The organism is Oryzobacter telluris (assembly GCF_043099285.1).
In the GTDB taxonomy this organism is placed as follows: Bacteria; Actinomycetota; Actinomycetes; order Actinomycetales; family Dermatophilaceae; genus Oryzobacter; species Oryzobacter telluris.
The window spans coordinates 3,037,130-3,053,944 of the sequence record NZ_CP170723.1 but is presented as its reverse complement, the minus strand read 5'-3'; the positions used below and the strand labels follow the sequence as shown (position 1 = coordinate 3,053,944).

The following is a 16,815-nucleotide window of genomic DNA, read 5'->3' as shown; positions in this document are numbered from 1 at the left end:
ATCCGGGGTGCGTGTCCTCGCTGCGGGGCGACGTGCGTCACACGCTCGTCCCTGTCGTCCCGATCCGCTGCGTGCCATGATGGCGACCTGCCGCGGCCACCCTCGCGGCTCGCGAACGCCCGAGACGCACCCCCCTCGGACCCGCACCCCGACCACCCGCCATCCGGCCGGTGCGTCACCGTGCCCGTCTCCCGAGGAGCTGCTCCCATGGCCGCGTCGCCCCACGTCCCCCTCTTCGACCCGGAGAGCCCGGTCTTCCGCGCTCACGAGGGCGGGAAGCTGGGCGTACACGCGACCAAGCCGCTGCGGGACCGCGACGACCTCTCCCTGCTCTACACGCCCGGCGTCGCCGAGGTGTCGCTGGCCATCGCCGCCGACCCATCGCTGTCCACGCGATACACCGCACGGGGCAACACCGTGGCGGTCATCAGCGACGGCACCGCCGTGCTCGGGCTGGGCGACATCGGCCCGCTGGGTGCGATGCCGGTCATGGAGGGCAAGGCGGTGCTGTTCAAGCACTTCGCCGACATCGACGCCGTGCCGGTGGTCATGGAGTCCGGCACGGTCGACGAGCTCGTCGAGGCCATCGCCCGCATCGCCCCGTCATATGGCGGGATCAACCTCGAGGACATCTCGGCGCCGCGCTGCTTCGACATCGAGGAGCGGCTCAAGGAGCGCCTCGACATCCCCGTCTTCCACGACGACCAGCACGGCACCGCCATCGTCGTCCTCGCCGGTCTGCTCAACGGCGTGCGCGTCCTCGACCGGCGGCTCGAGGAGCTGCGGGTCGTCGTCGCCGGGGCCGGCGCGGCCGGCGTCGCCGTCACGAAGCTGCTCCAGCGGGCGGGGGTGCGCGACGTCGTCGTCTGCGACTCGCGCGGCATCATCCACCCGTCGCGCCAGGACCTCACCGGCCACAAGGCGCGGCTCGCGGCGTCGACGAACCCGCGGGGCCTCACCGGCCGGCTCGGGGTGGCGCTCGCCGGCGCCGACGTCTACGTCGGGGTGTCCGGCGGCCAGGTGCCCGAGGAGGAGGTGGCGTCGATGGCGCCGCGCGGCATGGTCTTCGCGCTCGCCAACCCCACGCCCGAGGTGCACCCCGACGTCGCGCGCCGGCACGCGGCCATCGTGGCCACCGGCCGGTCGGACTTCCCCAACCAGATCAACAACGTGCTGGCCTTCCCGGGCATCTTCCGCGGGGCGCTCGACGCCGGCGCCACGCAGATCACCGAGGCGATGAAGCTCGCCGCCGCGCAGGCCATCGCCGACCTCGTGCCCGACCCGACCCCCGACTGCATCGTGCCGTCGGTCTTCCAGGAGGGCGTGGCCGACGCCGTGGCGGCGGCCGTGCGGCGGCTGGCGCCGACGTCGCACCGCGGGCCGACGGCGGTGTGACCTAGGCTGACGGCGTCATGAGCGCCGACCAGCCACCCGCGGACCGGGTCCGCATCCTCACGGTCTGCACGGGGAACATCTGCCGCTCGCCGTACGCCCAGGTCGTCCTCGGCGCGGGCCTGGAGTGGGCGCGCCCCGGTGCCTTCGAGGTCACGAGCGCGGGCACGCACGCGCTCGTCGACCACGGGGTCGACGCGGGCTCGGCCGCGCTCCTCGACGCCAAGGGCCTGCCGCACGACACCTTCCGGGCCCGTCGGCTGACCCCGGCGCTGCTCGCGCAGCAGGACCTCGTCCTCGTCATGGCCGGGCACCACAAGGAGTACGTCGTCGACGAGGCGCCTTCGGTGCACCGCCGCACGCTCACCCTGCGCGAGCTCGCCGGCGCCCTCGACGACATCGAGGAGAAGGACGACTGGCCCTGGCTGCTCTCGCAGGCCGGTGCCGACGACGTCGTCTCGCGCTGGCGGGCCCTGCCCGGGCTCATCGCGGCGCACCGCTCGCGCGGTCGTCGCCGCGGCGAGCGCGACGTCGCCGACCCCTACCAGCGGGGCGAGAAGGCCTTCGCGCGGATGGCGGGCGAGATCGACCCCGCCGTGCGCACCATCGTCAGCTGGGAGCGCCGCCTCGGGCGCTGAGGTCGGCGGCCCAGGCGGAGGTCGCCTCGATCGTCGGCAGGAGACCCGACTCGCGCGCCTGCGTGAGCCCGGGTGCGGCCTCGTCCTTGGGGGAGAGCAGCGGCTCGATGCCGTCGGGGAGCTCGAGGCCGACCTCGGGGTCGAGCGGGTGGATGCCGTGCTCGCCGGTGGGGTTGTACGCGGCGGTGCACAGGTACATCGCCGTCGTGGCGTCCTCGAGCGCGCAGAAGGCGTGGCCCAGGCCCTCGGAGAGCCAGATCGCGCGGCGGTCGACGGCGTCGAGGACGACCGACTCCCACTGCCCGAACGTCGGGGACCCGACCCGGATGTCGATGACGTAGTCGACGAGCGAGCCGCTGAGGACGGTGACGTACTTGCCCTGGCCCGGGGGGACGTCGGCGAAGTGGATGCCGCGGACGGTGCCGCGCGAGGAGACCGAGGTGTTGGTCTGCACGATGTCGGGTCGGTGGCCCAGGTGCTCGGCGAGCTTGTCGCCGCGGAACGACTCGAGGAAGACCCCGCGGTCGTCGGGGAACTGCCGGGGCGTGACGACGTAGGCGCCGTCGATCGACAGGGGGCGGATCTCCATCAGCCGCGGCCCTTGCCGCGAGCCAGGCAGGCGTGGAGGTAGTCGCCGTATCCGGACTTCGCGAGGTCGTCGCCGAGGGCGCGCAGCTGGTCGTCGTCGATCCAGCCGGCCCGCCAGGCGATCTCCTCGACGCAGCCGATCTTGTGGCCCTGCCGGGCCTCGACCACGTGGACGAACTGGCTGGCGTCCATGAGGCCCTCGAACGTGCCGGTGTCCAGCCACGCGGTGCCGCGGGGGAGGACGGTGACGGTGAGGTCGCCGCGCTGGAGGTAGGCGTCGTTGACCGCCGTGATCTCGAGCTCGCCGCGCGGGCTGGGCTCCAGCGTGCGGGCGATCTCGAGGACGTCGTTGTCGTAGAAGTACAGGCCGGGCACCGCGTAGTCCGACCGCGGCCGCTCCGGCTTCTCCTCGATGGAGAGCACCGTGCCGTCGTCGGCGAACTCGACGACGCCGTAGGCCGTGGGGTCGCTCACGTGGTACGCGAAGATGTGGCCGCCCTCGACGTCGGTGAGGCGCCGCAGTGCGGTGCCGAGACCGGCGCCGTGGAAGATGTTGTCGCCCAGCACGAGGGCCACCGAGTCCTCGCCCACGAAGTCGGCGCCGATGACGAACGCCTGCGCCAGCCCCTCGGGGGCCGGCTGCACGGCGTACGAGATCTCGATGCCCCAGGCCGAGCCGTCGCCGAGGAGGCGCTCGAACTGCTCGAGGTCCTGGGGTGTGGTGATGACGAGCACCTCGCGGATGCCGGCCATCATCAGGGTCGAGAGCGGGTAGTAGACCATCGGCTTGTCGTAGATCGGCATGAGCTGCTTGGAGATGCCCCGGGTGATGGGGTGCAGCCGGGTGCCCGATCCGCCGGCGAGGATGATGCCCTTCATGGTCGGCGAGCCTATCGTCCGCCGAAGGGCTCGATGATCGCCAGTACCCTTGCCCGCATGAAGGTTCTCGTCACCGGTGGCGCCGGGTTCATCGGCAGCAACTTCGTCCACCTGACCCTGGCCACCCGTCCCGACGTCGAGGTCACCGTCCTCGACAAGCTGACCTACGCGGGGTCCACCGCCTCCCTCGAGGGGGCCATGGACCGCATCACGTTCGTCGAGGGCGACGTCGCCGACGCCGAGCTGGTCGAGCGGCTCGTCGCCGAGGCCGACCTCGTCGTGCACTTCGCCGCCGAGTCGCACAACGACAACTCGCTCGACGACCCGAGCCCCTTCGTGCGCACCAACCTCCTGGGCACGTTCGCCCTGCTCGAGGCCGTGCGCCGCCACGACGTGCGCTACCACCACATCTCCACCGACGAGGTGTACGGCGACCTCGAGCTCGACGACCCGAAGAAGTTCACCGAGGACACCCCGTACAACCCGAGCTCGCCGTACTCGTCGACCAAGGCGGGCTCGGACCTGCTCGTGCGGGCCTGGGTGCGCTCGTTCGGCCTGCGCGCCACGATCTCGAACTGCTCGAACAACTACGGTCCGCGCCAGCACGTGGAGAAGTTCATCCCGCGCCAGGTCACCAACGTCATCGACGGCGTGCGGCCCAAGCTCTACGGGGCCGGCCAGAACGTCCGCGACTGGATCCACGTCGACGACCACAACGAGGCCGTCTGGACGATCGTCGACAAGGGCGTCATCGGCGAGACGTACCTCATCGGCGCCGACGGCGAGGTCAACAACAAGGACGTCGTCGAGCTGATCCTCGAGCTCATGGGCCAGGAGCGCGACGCCTACGACCACGTCACCGACCGCGCCGGGCACGACCTGCGCTACGCCATCGAGGCGGGCCGGCTGCGCACCGAGCTCGGCTGGGCCCCGCGCTACGGCAGCTTCCGCGACGGCCTCGCCGCGACCATCGACTGGTACCGCGAGAACGAGGCGTGGTGGCGGCCGATGAAGGACGCCACCGAGGCCAAGTACGCCCGGACCCAGCAGGTGGTCGCCCGCTGATGGCGCGCTGGCTCGTCACCGGCGCCGCCGGCATGCTCGGTCGTGACCTCTGCTCAGCCGCGGAGGCCTCGGGGCACGAGGTGACCGCCGCCGCCCGCGCCGACCTCGACGTCCTCGACCCCGCGGCCTGCACCGAGGTCGTCGCAGGCCACGACGTCGTCGTCAACTGCGCGGCGTGGACCGCCGTCGACGACGCGGAGACCCAGGAGGCCGCGGCGTTCGCCGTCAACGCGGTCGGACCCGCGAACCTCGCCCGCGCCGCCGAGGCCGCGGGTGCGGTGGTCGTGCAGGTCTCCACCGACTACGTCTTCGCGGGTGACGCGACACAGCCGTACCCGGCCGACGCGCCCATCGCGCCCCGGTCGGCCTACGGGCGGACCAAGGCGGCGGGGGAGTGGGCCGTGCGGGCGTCCTCCTCGCGGGCCCACGTCGTGCGCACCGCGTGGCTGTACGGCGCGGGTGGGACCAGCTTCCCCGCGACGATGCAGCGCCTGGCGGGCCAGCGCGAGACGCTCACCGTGGTCGACGACCAGGTCGGCCAGCCGACGTGGACCGTCGACCTCGCCGCGGGCATCCTGCGGATCGTCGACTCCGGTGCCCCGTTCGGCACGTGGCACGCCACGGGCTCGGGGCAGGCGTCGTGGTTCGACCTCGCGCGTGCGGTGTTCGAGGAGCTGGGCCTGGACCCGGAGCGGGTGACGCCCACGACGAGCGAGGCCTTCGTCCGCCCGGCGCCGCGACCCGCCTACAGCGTGCTCGCCCACGACATGTGGGGGGCCGCGGGCCTCGAGCCGCTCCCCGACTGGCGCGAGGCGCTGCACCGGGCCGCACCGACCGTGCTCGCGGGGGCGTGACCGTGCGCGTCGCCGTGGCGATGGCGCTCTACGAGCCGAACCCGCAGTTCCTGCGCCTCCAGCTGGACTCGCTGCGCGCCCAGGAGGGCGTGGAGTGGGTGGCGCACGTGGTCGACGACGGGTCGAGCGACACCTCGTTCGCGTCGAGCGAGCGGCTCGTGGCCGGGGACCCGCGCATCGTCCTGCACCGGTCGCCGGAGAACCGCGGCTCGGTCGCGACGTTCTCGCGCGCGCTGGCGCTCGCGGCCGCCGAGGACGCCGACGCCGTGGCCCTCGCCGACCAGGACGACATCTGGCACCCGGAGCGCCTCCTGGCCGGCGCCTCGGCGCTCGGACCCGACGTCGCGCTCGTGCACAGCGACCTGCGGCTCGTCGACGCCTACGGCGTCGTCGTGGCCGACTCGGTCTGGGCGCGCGAGCGGCGCTGGACGGAGACCGACGTGCGTCGCACCGTCTTCCGCAACTCCGTCACGGGGTGCACGGTCACGGTGCGCCCGGACGTCCTCACCCTCGCGCTCCCCGTGCCGGCCGGTGGGCGCCCGGCGGCGTACCACCACGACGCGTGGCTGGCCCTGCACGCGCTGCGGCTGGGGCGGGTCGTCGGGCTCGACCGGCCGCTCGTGGACTACCGGACGCACGGGGAGAACGTCGTCGGCGTCTCCCGCACCGGGCTCGTCGACGTCGTGACCTCGCGGTCGCGCTCGGTCGTGGCCGCCCTCGACGGCTCCGTGCGGGTCAAGCAGCGGCTGGCGACCGACTTCCTCCAGCGGGTCCAGGAGCACCCGCTGCGCCCGAAGGAGGCCGAGCGGCTGGAGCAGGAGCTGGCCCCCTTCCTCGGGCGGGCCACCCTGGCCGACCAGCGCGGCCTGTGGGCCGAGACCGCCGGGAACACCGACCTGCGCCGCCGCCTCCTCCAGTGGTGGGGCGGCCTGGCCGCGTCGCGGGTGCCCGGGCGGCGTCGCCGGGGCTGAGCGTGGCGAAGCCCTCACCGCCAGCCGGTCCGGCGGCGGCCCCCACGTCGTAGGGTCGGGACCATGCTCGCCGTGACCGCCGTCAGCCAGTCCGCCGACGACCCGCTCTCGGGCCTGGAGGTCGGGCAGCGCCCCGAGCCGACCGCGCCGGAGGGCTGGACCACGGTGCGGCTGCGCACCGCCGCCCTCAACCACCACGACGTGTGGTCGCTGCGCGGGGTGGGTCTTCCCGCCGACCGGCTGCCGATGGTGCTGGGCTGCGACGGCGCCGGCATCGCCGAGGACGGCAGCGAGGTCGTCGTGCACGCGGTCGTCGCGTCACCGGGGTGGACGGGCGACGAGACGCTCGACCCGCGCCGCAGCCTCCTGTCCGAGGTGCACGACGGGACCCTCGCCGAGGTCGTCGTGGTCCCGCGGGCGAACGTCGTGCCGAAGCCGGAGGGGCTGTCGTGGGAGCACGCGGCCTGCCTGCCCACCGCGTGGCTCACGGCCTACCGGATGCTCTTCACCAACGCGGCCGTCCAGCCGGGGTCGACCGTGCTGGTGCAGGGTGCCGCGGGTGGGGTGGCCACCGCGCTGGTCCAGCTCGGCACGGCCGCGGGCCTGCGGGTGTGGGTGACCAGCCGCGACGCCGCCAAGGGTGAGCAGGCCGTGGCGCTGGGGGCCGACCGGGCCTTCGAGAGCGGTGCGCGGCTGCCCGAGCGGGTGGACGCCGTGCTCGAGACCGTGGGGGCGGCCACGTGGTCGCACTCGGTGAACAGCCTGCGCCCCGGCGGCACCATCGTCATCTCCGGCGCGACGTCGGGTGACGCCCCGGCCAAGGCCGAGCTGACGAAGATCTTCTTCAAGCAGCTGCGCGTCGTCGGGTCGACCATGGGCACGCGCGACGAGCTGGAGCGGCTCACCCGCTTCGTCGTCGACGCCGGCATCGAGCCCCTCGTCGACTCCGTCCGCCCACTCGCCGACGCCCGTGACGGCTTCGCGCGGATGGTCGACGGGGCCGTCACCGGCAAGGTCGTCTTCACCGTCTGACGAGCGGCGCCGGTCGACGGGTCAGGAGATCTGGAGCCAGTCGGTCCAGCCGTGGTGCAGCACCAGCCAGGCGATGAGGCCGTAGCCGGCCTGCCCCGGGTGGTGGGGGACCGTCGCGGCGGCGAGGTCGGTGCGCCACTGGTCGTGCCCGGCCAGCGGGGTGTAGCAGTCGACGAAGGGCACGCCGCGGCGGGCGCAGACGTCGGCCTGGGCCTCGACGAGCACCTCGAGCCGGGAGTTGAGCTCCTGGTCGTCGGTGGGCGGCGGGCTCACGACGAACGCGTGGACCCCTGACGTCGCGGCCTCGTCGAGGAGGTTGGCGAGGTTGAGGCGGTGGCGGGCGAGCGAGATGCCGCTCATGACGTCGTTCGCGCCGACCGAGATGACGACGCGGCGCTCGGAGCGACCCACCCAGCGGGCGGGCACCTCCTCGGCCCACTGGCGCAGCACGTCGGCGGAGGTGTTGCCGCGCACGCCGAGGTTGTAGGCGGTGAGCTCGAGGTCGGGGTGCGCCGTGCGCCCGACGACGCGGGTGACCCACCCCTGGCCCTTGGGGTCGCCGACGCCGGCCACGAGGGAGGCGCCGAGGAAGACGACCGCGACATCACGCGGACCCTCGGGGGCCACGTGCGCCTGGGCGCTCGGTCGGAACTCGATGGGGTGCAGACCCTCACCGTTCTCGTCAGGCATTGCGTCGATCACTCGTCCTCGTCGTCCAACCGGGCCAGCCACGTCGCGAGCCGCTCCACGGGTACCTCGAAGTCCGGGTTGAGGTCGACGAAGGTGCGCAGCTGCTCGGCCAGCCAGTCGAAGGTGACCTCCTCGTCACCTCGCCGGGCCTGCAGCTCCTCGATGCCGCGGTCGGTGAAGTACACGTGTCGAGCCTATCCGGCACAACGCATCCGCCCACGTGACGCGGCCGGGAGGCGGCCGTCCACGTGGGCGGATCTGCGTCGGTCAGCGGTCGAAGGCGCGCGCGACGAGGTCGGCCTGCTCGGCCTGGTGCTTCTTCGTCGACCCGGTGGCGGGGGAGGCCGCCGCCTTGCGGGCGACGATCGACAGGTGCCGCTCCTCGCCGTGCTCGGCCAGGGCCTCGGGCAGGTTGAGCGCCAGGAACGGCCAGGCGCCCTGGTTCTTCGGCTCGTCCTGGACGATGACGACGTCGGCCTGCGGGTACTTGGCCAGCTCGGCGGCGAGCTCGGCCGCGGGCAGCGGGTAGTACTGCTCGAGCCGGAGGATCGCCGTGGAGGTGTCGCCGCGCTTCTCGCGCTCGGCCTCGAGGTCGTAGACGAACTTGCCGGCGGCCACGAGGACGCGGGTCACCTCGCCGCTCGTCGCGCCCTCACGGTCGGGGGCCACCGGTTGGAAGCCACCGGTGGTGAAGGCCTCGGCGGGGCTCGCCGCGGCCTTGAGGCGCAGCATCGACTTCGGGGTGAAGACGATGAGCGGCCGGCGCGGACGGGCGTACGCCTGGCGGCGCAGCAGGTGGAAGTACGACGCCGGGGTCGAGGGGTACGCGACCGTCATGTTGTTCTCCGCGCACATCGTGAGGAAGCGCTCGATGCGGGCGGAGGAGTGGTCGGGGCCCTGGCCCTCGTAGCCGTGGGGGAGGAGCAGGACGACCGAGGAGCGCTGGCCCCACTTCTGCTCCGAGCTGGAGATGAACTCGTCGACGATGGTCTGCGCGCCGTTGAAGAAGTCGCCGAACTGCGCCTCCCACAGCACGAGCGCGTCGGGCCGCTCGACCGAGTAGCCGTACTCGAAGCCCATGGCCGCGAACTCGGACAGCAGGCTGTCGTAGACCCAGAACTTGCCCTGGCCCTCGCCGAGGTAGAGCAGCGGCGTCCACTCGGCCGCGTTCTCCTTGTCGATGAGGACGGCGTGCCGCTGCACGAACGTGCCGCGGCGGCTGTCCTGGCCGGCGAGGCGCACTGGGGTGCCCTCGATGAGCAGCGACCCGAAGGCGAGCAGCTCACCGGTGCCCCAGTCGACCCCGCCCTCGCGGGTGCTGGCAGCACGCTTCTCGAGCATCTGGCGCAGCTTCGGGTGCACCGTGAAGGCGTCGGGGACGTCGACGAAGGCGTCACCGAGGCGGTGCAGCATCTCGGTGGCGATGGCGGTCTCGGTGGCCGAGTGCGTGGTGGCGTCGGCGTCCCGGGCCTGGGCCGACGGCGGCTCGAGGCCGGTGTGGCCCTCGACGTCGGTGCCCGTGTAGCTGGCGTCGGCGGCCTCCTTCTCGGCCTCCTTCAGCGCGGCCTTGGTCTCGACGAAGACCCGCTCGAGCTGCTGCTGGTAGTCGCGCAGCGCGGCCTCGGCGTCCTCGACGGTGATGTCACCGCGGCCGATGAGCGACTCGGTGTACAGCTTGCGGACCGAGCGCTTGGCCTCGATGAGGTTGTACATGAGCGGCTGCGTCATCGAGGGGTCGTCGCCCTCGTTGTGCCCGCGTCGGCGGTAGCAGACCATGTCGATGACGACGTCCTTGTGGAACTCCTTGCGGAACTCGTAGGCGAGCTCGGCGACGCGCACGCACGCCTCCGGGTCGTCGCCGTTGACGTGGAAGATCGGCGCCTGGATCATCCGCGCGACGTCGGTGGAGTAGGTGGAGGAGCGCGAGCTGCTCGGCGAGGTCGTGAAGCCGACCTGGTTGTTGATGACGACGTGCACCGTCCCGCCGGTGCGGTACCCGCGCAGCTGCGACAGGTTCAGCGTCTCGGCGACGACGCCCTGGCCCGCGAAGGCCGCGTCGCCGTGCATGAGGACCGGGAGGACGGTGAAGTCCTCGCCCGCGAGGTTGAGCCGGTCCTGCTTGGCGCGCACGATGCCCTCGAGGACGGGGTTCACGGCCTCGAGGTGCGAGGGGTTGGCCGCGAGGTAGACCTTGGTGGTGGCGCCGTCCTCACCGGTGAAGATCCCCTCGGTGCCGAGGTGGTACTTGACGTCGCCGGAGCCCTGGACGGACTTGGGGTCCTGCTTGCCCTCGAACTCGCGGAAGATCTGGCCGTAGCTCTTGCCCGCGATGTTGGCGAGGACGTTGAGGCGGCCGCGGTGCGGCATGCCGATGCAGACCTCGTCGAGCTCGTCCTCGGCGGCGCGCGAGAGCACGCGGTCGAGGAGCGCGATGACCGACTCCCCGCCCTCGAGCGAGAAGCGCTTCTGGCCGACGAACTTGGTCTGCAGGAAGGTCTCGAACGCCTCGGCGGCGTTGAGGCGGCGCAGGATGCGCAGCTGCTCGTCGCGCGTGGTCTTGGCGTAGCCGACCTCGATCTTGTCCTGGATCCACTGGCGCTGCTCGGGGTCCTGGATGTGCATGTACTCCACGCCGATGGTGCGGCAGTAGGAGTCGCGCAGGATGCCGAGGATCTTGCGCAGCGGCAGGAACGGCTGGCCGCCGAAGCCGCCGGTGGCGAAGGTGCGGTCGAGGTCCCACAGGGTCAGGCCGTGCGTGGTGACGTCGAGGTCGTGGTGGCGGCGCTGCTTGTACTCCAGCGGGTCGGTGTCGGCCATGAGGTGGCCGCGCACGCGGTAGGAGTGGATGAGCTCCTGCACGCGGGCGACCTTGTTGATGTCGTCGTCGTGCGAGGTGTCGACGTCGCGGACCCAGCGGATCGGCTCGTAGGGGATGCGCAGGCTCTCGAAGATCTCGTCGTAGAAGGCGTGCTCACCGAGGAGCAGGCCGTGGACGATGCGCAGGAAGTCGCCGGACTGCGCGCCCTGGATGATGCGGTGGTCGTAGGTGCTCGTCAGCGTGAGGGTCTTGCTCACCGCGTTGCGGTTGAGCGTCTCCTGGCTCGCGCCCTGCCACTCGGCGGGGTAGTCCATGGCGCCGACGCCGATGATGGCGCCCTGGCCGGCCATGAGGCGGGGGACCGAGTGGACCGTGCCGATGGTGCCGGGGTTGGTCAGCGAGATCGAGGTGCCCTGGAAGTCCTCGACGGTGAGCTTGCCGTTGCGGGCCTTCTTGACCATCTCCTCGTACGCGGTCCAGAAGTGCGCGAAGTCCATCGTCTCGGCGGCCTTGATCGACGGCACGAGGAGCTGGCGGGTGCCGTCGGGCTTGGCGAGGTCGATGGCCAGGCCCAGGCCCACGTGGGCCGGGCTGACGAGCACGGGCTTGCCCCGCTCGTCGAGCGCGTAGCCGTTGTTCATCTCGGGCATCGCGCCGAGGGCCTTGACGAGGGCGAAGCCGATGATGTGGGTGAAGCTCACCTTGCCGCCGCGGCTGCGGGCGAGGTGGTTGTTGATGACGATGCGGTTGTCGATGAGGAGCTTGGCCGGCACCGCGCGCACCGAGGTGGCGGTGGGGACCTCGAGCGAGCTCTCCATGTTCGTGACGACCCGGGCGCTCGCGCCGCGGATCGGGGTGGTGCGCGAGTCACCGAGGGGGCCGGACGCCTTGGGGGCGACGGGCTCGCGGGGCTTGGGTGTGGCCGCCGCCGGAGCCGTGTCGGCCTTCTTCTCCGCCGGGGCGGGAGCGGCGGGCGCGGCGGGAGGCGCCGGGGCCTCCTTCGCGACCGGTGAGGGGGCCTCCTCGGCCACGGGCGCGGGGGCTGCCGCGGGAGCAGCCGTAGGGGCCGGCGTGGCCGGGGCAGGAGCCTTGGCGGGGGCCTGGGCCGGGGCCTTGGCGGCACCCGCGGAGGTGCCGTTGCCGGACGCGCCGTTCCCCTCACCGGCGGGGCGCGTCGTGGCGTCCCCCGGGGTGTAGTCCCTGAAGAAGTCCCACCAGGCGCGGTCGACGCTGTTCTTGTCCTTCTGGTACTGCTCGTACAGCTCGTCGACCAGCCATTCGTTGGGCCCGAAGGTGGTCAGGGGGTCGCTGGACGGGGACTGCTCGGCCACGGAGGATGCGCCTCTTTCTCGGCTCGTCGGCTTCGAGGTGGAATCTGTGCCTCCAAGCCTATCCCCGCTGCTCGCACGCCACGCCGGTGGTCGGTGAGCGGTGCCCCTCACCCGACGACCGGCGCGGACAGCCTCCTCAGCTGATGTCGCTGCGGATCGTTCGCCATGTGCCGAGTCCGGCGAGGACGGCGGCGTATCCGGTGAGCAGGAGGGCGGCGGCCCACCACGAGAGCTGTTCGATCGCGATGCCCTGACCGGAACCGTTGACCTGGGAGACCATCGCGGACGTCGCCTGACCCGGAAGGTAGGCCGTCGCAGCCGTCCAGCCCAGCCCGTTGAGCAACAGGATGATGAGGAACTGCCCGATCCAGGCCACCGCGACGGAGATGAGCAGTGCCGCCACCTGGTTGCGGATGAGGATCCCCACGCCAAGGCCCATGAGGGCCCACAGGCCGAGGGCGAGCAGGCTCAGGGCCAGGGACCTCGGGACGTTCTCGTCGGAGGGGAGGACCTCGTAGCCCCGAAGCGCGATGACAGTGGCCCCGACGGCGAAGGCCGAGGCCACGTAGAGCAGTCCGTAGAACGCGCCGATGGCGATCATGGCGACCGCCTTGCTCGCCATGACCCGCGCGCGGTGCGGCGTGGCGAGGAACGTCGACGTGATGGTCTTGTGTCGGTGTTCGGCGCCGAGTGACATGACGCCGATCACGAGGGTGAGCAGGTACGCGAACGACAGGCCCGCGGTGTAGGTGGTGGTCACCATTCCCTGCTGGCCCAGGTCCGGGAGGCCACCTTGGGCCGGATCGCCCCGTCCGGCCAGGAGGCCGAAGGTCGCGGCGAGGCCTCCACCGATGACGACCATGCCGAGGGCGAGCCCCCACCACATCCGGGTGGTGAAGAACTTGCGCAGCTCGCTGCGGACCGCGGGGATCACAGGTTCGCCCCTTCCTCGCCGACCACGGCGTCCTGCTCGGCGGGTGCCCCCGGGAGCTCGTTGCGGTTGGTGCCCTCGGTCAGCTCGAAGAACAGCGACTCGAGGTCGGCGCGGCGCGACTCGAGCCCGTAGATCGGGAGACCGGCGCGCAGCGCGACGTCGCCGATGAGGCGCAGGTCGCCCGTGTCGGCGACGAGGGACCCGTCCTGCCCCGGCGTGCTCGTGACGTCGGCGACGCGCAGCGCGCCGGCCAGCCGCGCGGCATCCGACGTGCGGACCAGGGCGCCCGGCCCGCCGCGCAGGTCGGCGATGTTGCCCGACCGCACGAGCCGCCCGTTGGCGATGATGACGACCTCGTCGACCGTCTGCTCGACCTCCTGGAGCAGGTGGCTGGAGACGAGGATCGTCTTGCCCTCGGCGCTGAGGTGGCGCAGGAACCCGCGCAGCCAGCGGATGCCCTCCGGGTCGAGGCCGTTGGCCGGCTCGTCGAGGACGAGGACTTTCGGGTCGCCGAGGAGGGCCGCGGCCAGGCCGAGGCGCTGGCGCATCCCCATGCTGTACTCCCCGGCGCGCTTGCGCGCAGCGGCGGGGATGCCGGTGAGCTCGAGGAGCTCGTCGACCCGGGCCAGCGGGATGCGCCCGGCGTCGGCGAGGACGCGCAGGTGGTCGCGGCCGCTGCGGCCGGGGTGGAAGTTCGTGGCCTCGAGGGCGGCGCCCACGGTGTGCTGCGGGTCGGGGAGGTCGACGTACTTGTGACCGTCGATCGTCGCGGTCCCGCTGCTCTGCCGGACCAGCCCGAGCAGCATCCGCAGCGTCGTCGTCTTGCCGGCGCCGTTCGGGCCGAGGAAGCCGGTGATCCGGCCGGGCTCGACGTCGAAGCTGAGGTCGTCGACCGCCACGAACGAGCCGAACCTCTTGGTCAGTCCCCGGATCTCGATCCGGGCCCCCGTCGTCGTGCTCATCGCCCACCTGCTGATGTCATGGCCCGATCCTCGCAGTGACCACCCGCGCCCACCTCACCCGGTTGGGGGAGCGGCGGCTCCCTCTGGGGGACGAGCGGTCTGCATCCTGTGCGCCGGCTGGGAACACGAGCCGCGCCCCATACGATGGACGGGACATGCACCCTCCCAGTCCGGCGTCCTCATGACCGAATGGCTCCTCCTGCTCCTCGGTGTCGTCCTCACCGTGGGGACGGCACTCTTCGTGGCGGCGGAGTTCTCGCTCGTCGCCCTCGACCGGCCCGCGGTGCAGCGCGCCGTCGACAACGGTGAGCGGGGTTCGCGCTCCGTCCTCGCCTCGCACCGCCAGCTCTCCACGCAGCTCTCGGCGTGCCAGCTGGGCATCACCCTCACGACGCTGATCCTCGGCTTCATCGCCAGCCCGTCGGTGGGGGCCCTCGTCGTCGGGCCGCTGGAGGACCTCGGCCTGTCGGAGGGCGCCGCATCGTCCACGGCGTCGGTCCTCGCGATGCTCGCCGCGACCCTGTTCTCGATGATCGTCGGCGAGATGGTCCCCAAGACCCTCGCCGTCTCCCTCCCGATGGCGACCGCCAAGGTCTCCGCCGCACCCGTGCGCTGGTTCGCCGTCGCGACCAAGCCGATGATCGCCGTGCTCAACGGCGTCGCGAACCGCACGCTGCGCGCCATCGGGATCGAGCCGCAGGAGGAGCTCTCCGCGGCCCGCAGCCCCGCCGAGCTCGCCTCGCTCGTGCGCACCTCCGCCGAGGCCGGGACCCTCGACCTCGGCACCGCCCGCCTCGTCACGGCCTCCCTCGGCTTCGCCGACCAGACCGCCGCCGACGTCATGACCCCGCGCTCGCGCGCCACCTCCATCGACCGCACCGAGACGGCGGCCGACCTCGTCGCGCTGGCGCGGCGCACCGGCCACTCGCGCTTCCCCGTCGTCGGTGACGACTGGGACGACATCGACGGCATCGTCCACGTGAAGAAGGCCATCGCCGTGCCGTTCGAGCGTCGTGAGGACGTGCCGGTGTCGGCGCTCATGGTCCCGGCGGTGCTCGTCCCCGAGACGCTTCGCCTCGACCCGCTGCTCCTCGAGCTGCGCCAGGGTGGGATGCAGCTCGCCGTCGTCGTCGACGAGTACGGCGGCACCTCCGGCGTCGTCACGCTCGAGGACCTCGTCGAGGAGATCGTCGGTGAGGTCAACGACGAGCACGACCGCTCGCAGACCACGGGCCGCGCGCTGCGCGACGGCTCCTGGACCGTCCCGGGTCTCTGGCGCCCCGACGAGGTGCGCTCGCGCATCGGTGTCGCGGTTCCCGACGGCCCGGCCTACGAGACCATCGCCGGCTGGCTGATGGCCGAGCTCGGCCGCGTGCCCGCGGTGAGCGACGAGGCCACGGTCGACGGCTGGACCGTCCGCGTCATCGACATGGACGGGCACCGGGTCGACCGGATCCGGCTGGTCCCGCCGGCCGAGCCGAGCGCCGGCGACGACGCCGGTGAGGCCGACGCGTCGGCGCTGCCCGGCACGACGGAGGTCGAGCGATGAGCCTGTCGACCGTCCTCGTCACCGTCATCCTGCTGGCGGCCAACGCCTTCTTCGTCGGCGCCGAGTTCGCCGCGATGTCGGCCCGCCGCAGCCAGCTCGAGCCGCTCGCCGACCAGGGCAACAAGGGCGCCAGGATCGCCCTCGACGCCCTCCAGCGCACCGGCCTGCTCCTGGCGACGTGCCAGCTCGGCATCACGGTGTGCTCGGTGCTGCTCGGTGCGGTGTCGGAGTCGGCGCTGCACCACGCCTTCGCCCCGGTCGTCGAGGCGGCCGGGCTGCCCGACGGCGTCGCCGACGTCGTGGCGCTCGCGCTGGCGCTCGCGATCGTCGTGTTCCTCCACGTCGTCTACGGCGAGATGATCCCCAAGAACATCTCCATCGCGCGCCCCGAGCGGGCCGCCGTCGTCCTCGTGCCGCCGCTCGTCATGGTGAGCAAGGTCGTCGCCCCCGTCATCGGCGCCATGGACTGGCTGTCCAAGGCGATCCTGCGCCTGTTCGGGATCGAGCCGAAGGACGAGCTCGCCTCGGCGTTCACGGCCGAGGAGGTCGCGCACATCCTCGACGAGTCGCGCGACGAGGGCCTCGTCGGCGACGAGCACTACGAGCGGCTCGGGGCCGCGCTGGAGTTCAGCGACAAGGACGCCGCCGACGTCGGTGTCCCGGTGTCGGGGCTCGTCACCGTCACCTCGGCCGCGACCCCGGGCGACATCGAGCGGCTCGTGGCGCGCCACGGCTTCTCGCGCTACCCGGTCGTCGACGACGGCGGGGACCTCGGTGGGTACCTCCACCTCAAGGACGTCCTCTACGCCGACGAGACCGAGCGCGACGAGCCCGTGCCGGCCAAGCGCGTGCGTCGGATGGCCAACGTCCGGCGCGACGACGAGGTCGAGTCGGTCCTCGAGACGATGCAGGCCACCGGGTCGCACCTGGCGCGCGTCGTCGCCGAGGACGGCGCGGTCGTGGGCGTCGTCTTCCTCGAGGACGTCATCGAGGAGCTCGTCGGCGAGGTGTCCGACGCGTCGCAGCGCCGCTGAGCGGAGCCGCGGGTGCCCGGCGGACGTCGCAGGGCCATGGTGGTCTTGTCGCGGGGTCGTCGGTCGGTGATCGTGGCG

At 72.5% G+C, this 16,815-nt stretch carries 15 protein-coding genes; 8 read left to right on the top strand and 7 right to left on the bottom strand.

What is annotated here, in order from left to right; all coding sequences use genetic code 11:
* Positions 1-207: 207 nt before the first annotated feature.
* Together ACFLFB_RS14110 and ACFLFB_RS14105 are read left to right on the top strand one after the other, a co-directional pair.
* Positions 208-1,395, top strand: coding sequence for an NADP-dependent malic enzyme (locus ACFLFB_RS14110; protein ID WP_392542814.1), 1,188 nt, complete (start codon positions 208-210; stop codon positions 1,393-1,395).
* Between the two features lie 17 nt (positions 1,396-1,412).
* The gene (locus ACFLFB_RS14105; RefSeq protein WP_392542813.1) at positions 1,413-2,030 is read left to right on the top strand and encodes a low molecular weight phosphatase family protein; all 618 of its coding nucleotides are present in this window, start codon (positions 1,413-1,415) and stop codon (positions 2,028-2,030) included.
* Here ACFLFB_RS14105 and ACFLFB_RS14100 read toward each other — a convergent pair.
* Together ACFLFB_RS14100 and rfbA are read right to left on the bottom strand one after the other, a co-directional pair.
* Positions 2,002-2,619 (bottom strand): dTDP-4-dehydrorhamnose 3,5-epimerase family protein, encoded by a 618-nt coding sequence (locus tag ACFLFB_RS14100; protein WP_392542812.1) that lies wholly within the window; start codon positions 2,617-2,619, stop codon positions 2,002-2,004. The genes ACFLFB_RS14105 and ACFLFB_RS14100 overlap by 29 nt on opposite strands.
* The gene (gene rfbA / locus ACFLFB_RS14095; protein ID WP_392542811.1) at positions 2,619-3,497 is read right to left on the bottom strand and encodes a glucose-1-phosphate thymidylyltransferase RfbA; all 879 of its coding nucleotides are present in this window, start codon (positions 3,495-3,497) and stop codon (positions 2,619-2,621) included. Before rfbA ends, ACFLFB_RS14100 begins: the two co-directional genes overlap by 1 nt.
* A gap of 57 nt (positions 3,498-3,554) precedes the next feature.
* Between rfbA and rfbB the strand changes: the two genes are divergently transcribed.
* From rfbB to ACFLFB_RS14075, 4 genes are all read left to right on the top strand, one after another.
* Positions 3,555-4,562 carry a dTDP-glucose 4,6-dehydratase gene (gene rfbB / locus ACFLFB_RS14090; RefSeq protein ID WP_392542810.1) on the top strand — a complete coding sequence of 336 codons (1,008 nt, stop codon included), beginning with the start codon at positions 3,555-3,557 and terminating at the stop codon, positions 4,560-4,562.
* Positions 4,562-5,416, top strand: coding sequence for a dTDP-4-dehydrorhamnose reductase (gene rfbD, locus ACFLFB_RS14085; RefSeq protein WP_392542809.1), 855 nt, complete (start codon positions 4,562-4,564; stop codon positions 5,414-5,416). The genes rfbB and rfbD overlap by 1 nt, the downstream gene beginning before the upstream one ends.
* The gene (locus tag ACFLFB_RS14080) at positions 5,413-6,387 is read left to right on the top strand and encodes a glycosyltransferase (RefSeq protein WP_392542808.1); all 975 of its coding nucleotides are present in this window, start codon (positions 5,413-5,415) and stop codon (positions 6,385-6,387) included. The genes rfbD and ACFLFB_RS14080 overlap by 4 nt, the downstream gene beginning before the upstream one ends.
* Before the next feature lie 63 nt (positions 6,388-6,450).
* Complete coding sequence (locus ACFLFB_RS14075; protein WP_392542807.1) at positions 6,451-7,419, top strand: zinc-binding dehydrogenase; 969 nt, start codon at positions 6,451-6,453, stop codon at positions 7,417-7,419.
* Between the two features lie 21 nt (positions 7,420-7,440).
* Here the strand turns inward: ACFLFB_RS14075 and ACFLFB_RS14070 are convergent, their stop codons facing one another.
* The 5 genes from ACFLFB_RS14070 to ACFLFB_RS14050 form a co-directional block, all read right to left on the bottom strand.
* Positions 7,441-8,109 carry a GDSL-type esterase/lipase family protein gene (locus ACFLFB_RS14070; RefSeq protein WP_392542806.1) on the bottom strand — a complete coding sequence of 223 codons (669 nt, stop codon included), beginning with the start codon at positions 8,107-8,109 and terminating at the stop codon, positions 7,441-7,443.
* Positions 8,110-8,117: 8 nt separating this feature from the next.
* On the bottom strand, positions 8,118-8,294 hold the full coding sequence (locus ACFLFB_RS14065) for a DUF6104 family protein (RefSeq protein WP_392542805.1): 177 nt from the start codon (positions 8,292-8,294) through the stop codon (positions 8,118-8,120).
* Between the two features lie 82 nt (positions 8,295-8,376).
* On the bottom strand, positions 8,377-12,258 hold the full coding sequence (locus ACFLFB_RS14060; protein ID WP_392542804.1) for a multifunctional oxoglutarate decarboxylase/oxoglutarate dehydrogenase thiamine pyrophosphate-binding subunit/dihydrolipoyllysine-residue succinyltransferase subunit: 3,882 nt from the start codon (positions 12,256-12,258) through the stop codon (positions 8,377-8,379).
* A gap of 136 nt (positions 12,259-12,394) precedes the next feature.
* Positions 12,395-13,192 carry an ABC transporter permease subunit gene (locus ACFLFB_RS14055; RefSeq protein WP_392542803.1) on the bottom strand — a complete coding sequence of 266 codons (798 nt, stop codon included), beginning with the start codon at positions 13,190-13,192 and terminating at the stop codon, positions 12,395-12,397.
* Positions 13,189-14,154, bottom strand: coding sequence for an ABC transporter ATP-binding protein (locus tag ACFLFB_RS14050; protein ID WP_392542802.1), 966 nt, complete (start codon positions 14,152-14,154; stop codon positions 13,189-13,191). The genes ACFLFB_RS14055 and ACFLFB_RS14050 overlap by 4 nt, the downstream gene beginning before the upstream one ends.
* 181 nt (positions 14,155-14,335) lie before the next feature.
* Here ACFLFB_RS14050 and ACFLFB_RS14045 point away from each other — a divergent pair, with 181 nt between their 5' ends.
* The gene (locus tag ACFLFB_RS14045; RefSeq protein ID WP_392542801.1) at positions 14,336-15,703 is read left to right on the top strand and encodes a hemolysin family protein; all 1,368 of its coding nucleotides are present in this window, start codon (positions 14,336-14,338) and stop codon (positions 15,701-15,703) included.
* Positions 15,700-16,737 (top strand): hemolysin family protein, encoded by a 1,038-nt coding sequence (locus ACFLFB_RS14040; RefSeq protein WP_392542800.1) that lies wholly within the window; start codon positions 15,700-15,702, stop codon positions 16,735-16,737. The genes ACFLFB_RS14045 and ACFLFB_RS14040 overlap by 4 nt, the downstream gene beginning before the upstream one ends.
* Positions 16,738-16,815 lie beyond the last annotated feature (78 nt).

What these genes read in the sequence shown, in the direction of transcription:
- ACFLFB_RS14040 (WP_392542800.1), top strand. Translation starts at nt 15,700, where the DNA reads ATGAGCCTGTCGACCGTCCTCGTCACCGTCATCCTGCTGGCGGCCAAC.
- ACFLFB_RS14070 (WP_392542806.1), bottom strand. Translation starts at nt 8,109, where the DNA reads ATGCCTGACGAGAACGGTGAGGGTCTGCACCCCATCGAGTTCCGACCG.
- rfbD (WP_392542809.1), top strand. Translation starts at nt 4,562, where the DNA reads ATGGCGCGCTGGCTCGTCACCGGCGCCGCCGGCATGCTCGGTCGTGAC.
- ACFLFB_RS14100 (WP_392542812.1), bottom strand. Translation starts at nt 2,619, where the DNA reads ATGGAGATCCGCCCCCTGTCGATCGACGGCGCCTACGTCGTCACGCCC.
- ACFLFB_RS14105 (WP_392542813.1), top strand. Translation starts at nt 1,413, where the DNA reads ATGAGCGCCGACCAGCCACCCGCGGACCGGGTCCGCATCCTCACGGTC.
- ACFLFB_RS14050 (WP_392542802.1), bottom strand. Translation starts at nt 14,154, where the DNA reads ATGAGCACGACGACGGGGGCCCGGATCGAGATCCGGGGACTGACCAAG.
- ACFLFB_RS14110 (WP_392542814.1), top strand. Translation starts at nt 208, where the DNA reads ATGGCCGCGTCGCCCCACGTCCCCCTCTTCGACCCGGAGAGCCCGGTC.
- rfbB (WP_392542810.1), top strand. Translation starts at nt 3,555, where the DNA reads ATGAAGGTTCTCGTCACCGGTGGCGCCGGGTTCATCGGCAGCAACTTC.
- ACFLFB_RS14075 (WP_392542807.1), top strand. Translation starts at nt 6,451, where the DNA reads ATGCTCGCCGTGACCGCCGTCAGCCAGTCCGCCGACGACCCGCTCTCG.
- rfbA (WP_392542811.1), bottom strand. Translation starts at nt 3,497, where the DNA reads ATGAAGGGCATCATCCTCGCCGGCGGATCGGGCACCCGGCTGCACCCC.
- ACFLFB_RS14045 (WP_392542801.1), top strand. Translation starts at nt 14,336, where the DNA reads ATGACCGAATGGCTCCTCCTGCTCCTCGGTGTCGTCCTCACCGTGGGG.